Below are 8852 nucleotides of genomic sequence, written 5' to 3' on the forward strand. Positions count from 1 at the left end.
GTGGAAAACGCGCCTAGCAAACCCAGGTGGCGGTGTTGGGCTGATCGAGGTAGCGTGCCAGGTAGCCTGCGAATTCACGCCGACTGATGGCATGGGCGCCCAGGCTCTGCAGGTGATCGGTCTGCATCTGGCAGTCGATCAGCACGAAGCCGGCTGCTTCCAGGTGCCGGACCAGCGTCACGAAGCCAACCTTCGAGGCATTGTCCGCGCGGCTGAACATGGATTCCCCGAAAAACAGCTGCCCCATGGCCAGGCCATAAAGGCCGCCCACCAGCTCACCGTCCTGGCGAACTTCGACCGAATGGGCAATACCGCGTGCGTGCAGTTCACAGTAGGCCATGCGCATGGGGTCGGTGATCCAGGTGCCGTTGGTGTAATCGCGCGGCGCCGCGCAGGCTGCGATGACTGCGGCGAAGTCGGTGTCGAAGCTGACCTGGTAGCGGCCTTGGCGCATCCATTTGGCCAACGAACGCGACACATGCAATCGAGCAGGCGCCAGCACGGTGCGCGGGTCAGGCGACCACCACAGGATCGGCTGGCCATCCTGGTACCACGGAAAGCAGCCGTGACGGTAAGCCTGGACAAGCCGCTCGGGCGTCAGGTCGCCGCCTGCGGCGAGCAGGCCGTTGGGCTCTTGCAAGGCGCGGTCCAGCGCAGGGAAAGTCAAGGAATCGCGTTTCAGCCAGGTCAACATGGTCGGTCATGCGGTAGGGGAGGGGGGTGGCCAGCATGGCGCGACGGGCAAATGGGGTCAATCGCTTCGAGGTCGCAATTGGGCGCTGCGTGGTTGATCGCTGCGCCAGTGATCGGGTGGCTCGTGCTGAACTGCGGGCCATGGGCAGGGCCGGTGTAGGCAGTGTCTCGCAGTGATCTGGGCAATTTCGGACACATTGCAGCTACGGCCGGCACCATCGGCGACATTTGCTGTCACACCTGTGCAAAAACACAGCATAAGCCTTTGTCACAGAAGACAATGCGTGCTCAAATTGCAGCTATTGGAAAGTCGCCCCCGGCCAGATCCCCAGACGGCGTGCCGCCATGGCGGCTGGCGGGCAGTAATGTTAAAAGTAGTGATCCGTTGGCTTCGGCCCTGGCCGATCACTATTGGACGCGCACCATGCGCAGGAATAGACGCGTTTTGAAGAAATCCACCGCAACCCCAGCTCCCTTGCCCGTACCCCTGTGGCGGCAGCAGCTGCACTACCGCCTCAAGGAAGGTGCGCTGATCGCTGTCGGCGCCCTGTGCCTGTACCTGTGGATGGCGCTGCTGACCTACGACACCTCGGACCCGGCCTTCAGCCACACCGCCACCGTCGACCAGGTGCAGAATGCCGCCGGGCGAGCCGGCGCCTATTTCGCCGATATCCTGTTCATGGTGCTGGGCTACTTCGCCTACATCTTCCCGTTGCTGCTGGCGATCAAGACCTGGCAGATTTTCCGCCAGCGCCATCAGCCCTGGGACTGGAGCGGCTGGTTGTTCTCCTGGCGGTTGATAGGCCTGATATTCCTGGTGTTGTCCGGGGCCGCGCTGGCCCATATCCACTTCCATCCTCCGGCAAGCATCCCGTTCTCAGCCGGCGGCGCCCTGGGCGAAAGCCTGGGCGACCTGGCTCGCAACTTCCTGAACGTGCAGGGCAGCACCCTGATGTTCATCGCCCTGTTCCTGTTCGGGCTGACGGTGTTCACCGACCTGTCGTGGTTCAAGGTGATGGACATGACCGGCAAGATCACGCTGGATCTGCTGGAACTGGTGCAGGGCGCGGCCTCGCGCTGGTGGGAGGCGCGTAACGAACGCAAGCGCCTGGAAGCGCAGCTGCGCGAGGACGAGCCCGTCATCAAGGCCAAGCCTGTGGCGCCCGAACCCCGTGAGCCGGCCAAGCCTGCACTGCGCGAACGCTTGTTCAAGCGCGAGCCTGCGCCTGCTCAGCCCGAGCCGCGCGAACCGACCCTGGGCGGTGAGCCTGTGACGATGCGTGACCCGGTTGCGCGTGAGCAAGGGGTGGTGCAGCGCGAACCTGTGATCACACGCGAACCGGCACCGGCCCGGCCTTCGGCGCCCGCGCCAGCGGCCGCACCGGCCCTGATCTCCAACATCGTGCCACCCTCGGCTGCCAAGGCGCCCGAGCGAGTCAAGCGCATCGCCAGAGAAACCCCGGCGCCGCAATTCATCGACAGCGCAGTGGAAGGCACCTTGCCGCCGATTTCCATCCTGGACCCGGCTGAACAGAAAAAGATCGAGTACTCCCCCGAGTCCTTGGCTGGTGTAGGCCAACTGCTGGAAATCAAGCTCAAGGAGTTTGGTGTCGAGGTAGCGGTGGACTCCATTCATCCAGGGCCTGTGATTACCCGGTACGAAATCCAACCGGCCGCCGGGGTGAAGGTGAGCCGCATCGCCAACCTTGCCAAGGACCTGGCGCGGTCGCTCGCCGTGACCAGTGTGCGGGTGGTCGAGGTGATCCCGGGCAAGACCACTGTGGGTATCGAGATTCCCAACGAAAATCGCCAGATGGTGCGTTTCTCAGAAGTACTTGCCACCCCGCAGTACGACGACCAGAAGTCGCCGGTCACCCTGGCCCTGGGCCACGATATCGGCGGCAAGCCGGTCATCACCGACCTTGCGAAGATGCCGCACTTGCTGGTGGCGGGTACGACCGGCTCGGGTAAGTCGGTGGGCGTGAACGCGATGATCCTGTCGATCCTGTTCAAATCCAGCCCCGAAGATGCACGGCTGATCATGATCGACCCGAAAATGCTCGAATTGTCGATCTACGAAGGCATTCCGCACTTGTTGTGCCCCGTGGTCACCGACATGAAGGACGCGGCCAATGCCCTGCGCTGGAGCGTGGCGGAAATGGAGCGGCGCTACAAACTGATGGCCGCCATGGGCGTGCGCAACCTGGCGGGCTTCAACCGCAAGGTCAAGGATGCCCAGGAAGCCGGCGAAATCATCCACGACCCGCTGTATCGCCGCGAAAGCATGGAGGATGAACCGCCTGCCTTGAAGACGCTGCCGACCATCGTGGTGGTGGTGGACGAATTCGCTGACATGATGATGATCGTCGGCAAGAAGGTCGAGGAACTGATCGCGCGCATCGCGCAGAAAGCGCGGGCTGCCGGTATCCACTTGATCCTGGCGACCCAGCGACCGTCGGTGGATGTGATCACCGGCCTGATCAAGGCCAACATCCCGACGCGCATGGCGTTCCAGGTGTCGAGCAAGATCGACTCGCGTACCATCATCGACCAGGGCGGTGCCGAGCAGCTGCTGGGCCACGGTGACATGCTGTACATGCCGCCTGGCACCAGCCTGCCGATCCGTGTCCACGGCGCATTCGTGTCCGATGATGAAGTGCACCGTGTGGTCGAGGCGTGGAAGCAGCGCGGTGCCCCTGACTACAACGACGACATCCTCAACGGTGTTGAAGAAGCCGGCAGCGGCTTCGAAGGTGGCAGTGGCGGTGGTGATGGCGACGATTCCGAAAGCGATGCCCTGTACGACGAAGCTGTACAGTTCGTGCTCGAGAGCCGCCGCGCGTCCATTTCCGCCGTGCAGCGCAAGCTCAAGATCGGCTACAACCGGGCGGCCCGCATGATCGAAGCCATGGAGATGGCCGGCGTGGTCACTCCGATGAACAGCAACGGCTCGCGGGAAGTGATTGCTCCAGGCGGCCCACGCGATTGATATCACCCTGCCGGGCGCCAACGGTGGTGCTCGGCCCATTCAACGCTCAATGAGGATTCCCATGCGCGCTATTCGCACGCTGTTGGTTTCGGCCCTTGCCCTGGGCCCGGTCTCGGCGTTCGCCGGCGAGCAGGATGTCCAGCGCCTGACCCAGTTGCTGGAAAAGTCGCAGACCATCGAAGCCAATTTCTCCCAGCTGACCCTGGATGCAGGCGGCACCAGCCTGCAGGAAACGTCCGGCAAGATGACGGTCAAGCGCCCAGGCCTGTTCTACTGGCACACCAATGCGCCCCAGGAGCAGGTGGTGGTATCGGACGGCAAGAACGTCACCCTGTGGGACCCGGACCTCGAGCAGGCTACCGTCAAGAAACTCGACGTGCGCCTGAACCAGACGCCGGCGCTGCTGCTTTCCGGTGATGTGTCGAAGATCAGCCAGAGCTTCGATATCGTCTCCCGTCAGCAGGGCGATGTGATGGACTTTACCCTCAAGCCCAAGACCAAGGACACCCTGTTCGACTCGCTACGTGTATCGTTCCGCAAGGGGCTGATCAATGACATGCAGCTGATCGACAGCGTTGGCCAGCGTACCAACATCCTGTTCAATGGCGTCAAGGCCAATCAGGCGGTGGCGGACAGTACCTTCAAGTTCGACATCCCCAAAGGTGCAGACGTCATCAAGGAGTAACCAGAGCCTGTCATGGACCTGTTTCGAAGCGAACCTGTCGCCCAGCCCCTGGCCGCCCGTCTGCGCCCGTCCAACCTGGACGAGTATGTCGGCCAGGAGCACCTGCTTGCCCGCGGTAAACCGCTGCGTGAAGCACTGGAGCAGGGTGCGCTGCACTCCTTGATCTTCTGGGGCCCGCCGGGGGTTGGCAAGACGACCCTGGCGCGGCTGCTGGCGCAATTTTGCGATGCGCATTTCGAAACGGTGTCGGCGGTACTGGCGGGCGTGAAGGAAATCCGCCAGGCGGTGGAAGTGGCCAAGCAGCAGGCCGGCCAGTACGGGCGTCGTACCATCCTGTTCGTCGACGAAGTGCACCGTTTCAACAAGTCTCAGCAGGATGCCTTCCTGCCTTTCGTGGAAGACGGCACCTTGCTGTTCATCGGGGCTACCACCGAAAACCCGTCCTTCGAACTGAACAACGCGCTGTTGTCACGGGCGCGTGTCTACGTGCTCAAGAGCCTGGACGAGCCTGCGCTGCGCAAGCTTGTAGACCGCGCCCTCACCGAGGAGCGGGGGCTAGGCAAACGTCACTTGCGCGTTGGCGACAAGGCCTTCGACATGCTCAGGGCTGCCGCCGATGGTGACGGAAGGCGCATGCTCAACCTCCTGGAAAATGCTGCTGACCTGGCCGAGGACGGCAGTGAGATCGACGTCGATCTGCTGCAAAGCCTGCTGGGAGACAGTCGTCGCCGGTTCGACAAGGGCGGGGAAGCATTCTATGACCAGATATCGGCGTTGCATAAATCCGTACGGGGTTCGGACCCTGACGCGGCGCTCTACTGGTTTGCGCGCATGCTCGATGGCGGCTGCGACCCCCTCTACATTGCGCGCCGGGTGGTGCGCATGGCCAGCGAAGACATCGGTAACGCCGACCCCCGCGCCCTGAGCCTGTGCCTGGCTGCCTGGGACGTGCAGGAGCGGCTGGGCAGCCCTGAAGGTGAGCTGGCAGTGGCACAGGCCATCACCTACATTGCCTGCGCCCCGAAGAGCAACGCCGTTTACGTCGGTTTCAAGACCGCCCTGCGCGAGGCGGCCGAGCATGGTTCGCTGGAGGTGCCGCTGCACCTGCGCAATGCGCCAACCAAACTCATGAAACAGCTGGGTTACGGCGATGAGTATCGCTATGCCCACGACGAACCGGATGCCTACGCGGCCGGTGAAGACTACTTTCCCGAAGCGCTGGAGCCACGCCAGTATTACCAACCCGTGCCGCGCGGGCTCGAGCTCAAGATTGGCGAAAAACTCCGGCACTTGGCCGATCTTGATCGCTGTAGCCCGCGACAGCGGAGAAAGCCATGATCACGCTGATCGCCGCCGTCAGTGCCGGCGGTATCGCCGGTACTCTGTTGCGCTTTGCCGCAGGCAATTGGGTGGTCGCCCACTGGCCTCGGCACTTCTATGTGGGTACGCTTGCCGTCAACCTGTTGGGCTGCCTGTTGATCGGCCTGCTGTATGGCCTGTTTCTGCACAAACCCATGGTCCCGGCCGAGTTGCGGGCTGGTTTGATCGTGGGGTTTCTAGGCGGCCTGACCACGTTTTCCTCTTTTTCGCTGGACACCGTACGCTTGCTGGAAAGCGGGCAGGTGCCTCTGGCGTTGGGCTATTCGGCCATCAGTGTCGTGGGCGGGCTGCTCGCGACCTGGGCGGGATTGTCCCTCACTCGATTCTGACCAACACCTACACATAACGAGAGAACGATATGCTCGATTCCAAACTGTTACGCGGCCAACTTCAGGAAGTGGCGGATCGCCTGGCCTCCCGTGGCTTCAGCCTGGATGTCGCGCGCATCGAATCACTGGAAGAGCGTCGCAAGGCGGTGCAGACCCGTACCGAGCAACTGCAGGCCGAGCGTAATGCCCGTTCCAAATCCATCGGCCAGGCCAAGGCCAAGGGCGAGGACATTGCCCCGCTGATGGCTGATGTGGAGCGCATGGCCGATGAGCTGGCCGCCGGCAAAGCCGAGCTGGACGGTATCCAGGCAGAACTGGACAGCATCGTGCTGACCATTCCCAACCTGCCCGATCCCAGTGTGCCGGTCGGTGCCAGCGAAGACGAGAACGTCGAAGTGCGTCGCTGGGGCACGCCCAAGTCGTTCGATTTCAAGATCAAGGACCACGTCGCCCTGGGCGAACTCAGCGGCGGCCTGGACTTCGAAGCGGCGGCCAAGCTGTCTGGCGCGCGTTTTGCCGTACTGCGCGGCCCAATCGCACGCCTGCACCGCGCACTGGCGCAGTTCATGATCAACCTGCACACCGGTGAGCATGGCTACGAAGAGCACTACACCCCGTACCTGGTGCAGGCGCCAGCCCTCCAGGGCACTGGCCAGTTGCCCAAGTTCGAGGAAGACCTGTTCAAGATCACCCGCGAAGGCGAGGCGGACTTCTACCTGATCCCGACCGCCGAGGTGTCCCTGACCAACCTGGTGGCTGGGGAAATTCTCGACGCCAAGCAACTGCCGCTCAAGTTCGTGGCGCACACGCCGTGCTTTCGCAGTGAAGCCGGTGCTTCGGGCCGAGACACGCGCGGCATGATCCGCCAGCACCAGTTCGACAAGGTCGAGATGGTGCAGGTGGTGGAGCCCGGCAAGTCGATGGAAGCGCTCGAAGGCCTGACGGCCAATGCCGAGCGTGTGCTGCAGCTGCTCGAGTTGCCGTACCGCGTGTTGGCACTGTGCACCGGTGACATGGGCTTTAGCGCTGTCAAGACCTTTGACCTGGAAGTGTGGGTGCCCAGCCAGGACAAATACCGCGAGATCAGCTCGTGCTCCAATTGCGGCGACTTCCAGGCCCGCCGCATGCAAGCGCGCTGGCGCAACCCGGAGACCGGCAAGCCGGAACTGGTGCACACCCTCAACGGTTCCGGTTTGGCCGTGGGCCGCACGTTGGTCGCGGTGCTGGAAAACTACCAGCAGGCCGACGGCTCGATCCGGGTGCCCGAAGTGCTCAAGCCCTATATGGGTGGCGTTGAGGTGATCCGCTAAATGGACTACCTGCCGCTGTTCCACAAACTGCAGGGCGCCTTGGTGCTGGTGGTTGGTGGTGGCGAGATCGCGTTGCGCAAGGCGCGTCTGCTGGCCGATGCTGGCGCCGCGCTGCGTGTGGTGGCGCCAGAAATCGATGGCCAGCTGGCCAGCATGGCGCGTGAAGGCGGTGGCCAGGTGCTGGTGCGCGGTTACCAGCCGGGTGACCTTACAGGTTGCCGGCTGGTGATCGCCGCCACGGACGATCCTGGGCTCAATGCCCAGGTATCGGCCGATGCCCAGGCCTTGAGCCTGCCGGTCAACGTGGTCGATGCGCCGGCTTTGTGCACGGTCATCTTTCCGGCCATCGTCGACCGCTCGCCTTTGGTGATCGCGGTGTCCAGCGGGGGCGATGCACCGGTCCTGGCACGCTTGATCCGGGCCAAGCTCGAAGCCTGGATCCCTGCTGCCTACGGTGAGTTGGCCGGGTTGGCGGCGCGTTTCCGGCACACGGTCAAGTCGTTGTACCCGGATGTAAACCAGCGCCGGGGTTTCTGGGAAACCGTCTTCCAGGGGCCGATTGCCGAACGCCAACTGGCCGGGCAGGGCGCAGAGGCCGAGCGGTTGCTGCAGGCGATGGTCGATGGCGCGCCGGTGCAGCAGGGCGGCGAAGTCTACCTGGTCGGTGCTGGCCCGGGAGACCCGGACCTGCTGACGTTTCGCGCGCTGCGGTTGATGCAGCAGGCCGATGTGGTGCTTTACGACCGCCTGGTGGCGCCTGCGATCATCGACATGTGCCGTCGGGATGCCGAGCGCATCTATGTCGGCAAGCGTCGTGCAGAGCACGCCGTTCCCCAGGATCAGATCAACCGGCTATTGGTGGACCTTGCCCAGCAAGGCAAGCGCGTGCTGCGTCTGAAGGGCGGTGACCCGTTCATCTTCGGCCGTGGCGGCGAGGAGATCGAGGAGCTGGCCGAGCACAACATCCCGTTCCAGGTGGTGCCGGGCATCACCGCTGCCAGCGGTTGTGCCGCTTACGGCGGCATCCCGCTGACCCACCGCGATCACGCCCAGTCGGTGCGCTTTGTCACCGGGCACTTGAAGGACGGTAGCAGCAACCTGCCTTGGGACGACTTGGTCGCGCCTGCCCAGACGCTGGTGTTCTACATGGGCCTGGTCGGCTTGCCGACCATCTGCGAAGAACTCATCCGCCACGGGCGGGCAGCGAGTACCCCGGCCGCGTTGATCCAACAAGGCACAACGCGCAACCAGCGTGTGTTCACCGGCACCTTGGCCGATTTGCCTGCGCTGGTTGCACGCCATGAAGTGCATGCGCCTACCTTGGTGATCGTGGGCGAGGTGGTGCAACTGCGCGAGAAGCTGGCGTGGTTCGAGGGGGCACAGCACGGCTGACAGTCTGCGGACGCTTTGAGGGGGTGAGTAAGGCAGTTGTCCCTCATGACCCTCAAGCCTGCAGATCTAATGCA

Annotated in this window: 7 protein-coding genes; 6 read left to right on the forward strand and 1 reads right to left on the reverse strand. The window is 63.3% G+C overall.

Annotation, left to right across the window (positions count from 1 at the left end):
* Positions 1-13: 13 nt before the first annotated feature.
* Positions 14-694, reverse strand: coding sequence for a leucyl/phenylalanyl-tRNA--protein transferase (aat, locus tag ACF8GB_RS04560; RefSeq protein WP_078478344.1), 681 nt, complete (start codon positions 692-694; stop codon positions 14-16).
* Between the two features lie 423 nt (positions 695-1117).
* Between aat and ACF8GB_RS04565 the strand changes: the two genes are divergently transcribed.
* The 6 genes from ACF8GB_RS04565 to cysG all read left to right on the forward strand — a co-directional run bounded on the left by ACF8GB_RS04565 (position 1118) and on the right by cysG (position 8778).
* Positions 1118-3682, forward strand: a complete 2565-nt coding sequence (locus tag ACF8GB_RS04565; protein ID WP_392526631.1) for a DNA translocase FtsK — start codon at positions 1118-1120, stop codon at positions 3680-3682.
* A gap of 61 nt (positions 3683-3743) precedes the next feature.
* A complete protein-coding gene (gene lolA, locus ACF8GB_RS04570; RefSeq protein WP_392526632.1) occupies positions 3744-4367 on the forward strand; it encodes an outer membrane lipoprotein chaperone LolA in 624 nt (207 codons plus the stop codon).
* 12 nt (positions 4368-4379) lie between these two features.
* On the forward strand, positions 4380-5705 hold the full coding sequence (locus ACF8GB_RS04575) for a replication-associated recombination protein A (RefSeq protein WP_392526633.1): 1326 nt from the start codon (positions 4380-4382) through the stop codon (positions 5703-5705).
* On the forward strand, positions 5702-6076 hold the full coding sequence (crcB, locus tag ACF8GB_RS04580; RefSeq protein WP_197843839.1) for a fluoride efflux transporter CrcB: 375 nt from the start codon (positions 5702-5704) through the stop codon (positions 6074-6076). The genes ACF8GB_RS04575 and crcB overlap by 4 nt, the downstream gene beginning before the upstream one ends.
* Positions 6077-6105: 29 nt before the next feature.
* Complete coding sequence (gene serS, locus ACF8GB_RS04585) at positions 6106-7386, forward strand: serine--tRNA ligase (protein ID WP_197843838.1); 1281 nt, start codon at positions 6106-6108, stop codon at positions 7384-7386.
* Positions 7387-8778: a siroheme synthase CysG gene (cysG, locus tag ACF8GB_RS04590; RefSeq protein WP_028686533.1), complete on the forward strand. Its 1392-nt coding sequence runs from the start codon at positions 7387-7389 to the stop codon at positions 8776-8778. It begins immediately after the preceding gene.
* The last annotated feature ends 74 nt before the right edge of the window (positions 8779-8852 follow it).

It is taken from the genome of Pseudomonas sp. xss_4 (assembly GCF_043104125.1).
Taxonomy (GTDB): domain Bacteria; phylum Pseudomonadota; class Gammaproteobacteria; order Pseudomonadales; family Pseudomonadaceae; genus Aquipseudomonas; species Aquipseudomonas parafulva_B.

Excerpts from the sequence above, each read along its gene's own strand:
- serS (WP_197843838.1), top strand. The coding sequence starts at position 6,106 with ATGCTCGATTCCAAACTGTTACGCGGCCAACTTCAGGAAGTGGCGGAT.
- lolA (WP_392526632.1), top strand. The coding sequence starts at position 3,744 with ATGCGCGCTATTCGCACGCTGTTGGTTTCGGCCCTTGCCCTGGGCCCG.
- ACF8GB_RS04575 (WP_392526633.1), top strand. The coding sequence starts at position 4,380 with ATGGACCTGTTTCGAAGCGAACCTGTCGCCCAGCCCCTGGCCGCCCGT.
- ACF8GB_RS04565 (WP_392526631.1), top strand. The coding sequence starts at position 1,118 with ATGCGCAGGAATAGACGCGTTTTGAAGAAATCCACCGCAACCCCAGCT.
- cysG (WP_028686533.1), top strand. The coding sequence starts at position 7,387 with ATGGACTACCTGCCGCTGTTCCACAAACTGCAGGGCGCCTTGGTGCTG.
- crcB (WP_197843839.1), top strand. The coding sequence starts at position 5,702 with ATGATCACGCTGATCGCCGCCGTCAGTGCCGGCGGTATCGCCGGTACT.
- aat (WP_078478344.1), bottom strand. The coding sequence starts at position 694 with ATGTTGACCTGGCTGAAACGCGATTCCTTGACTTTCCCTGCGCTGGAC.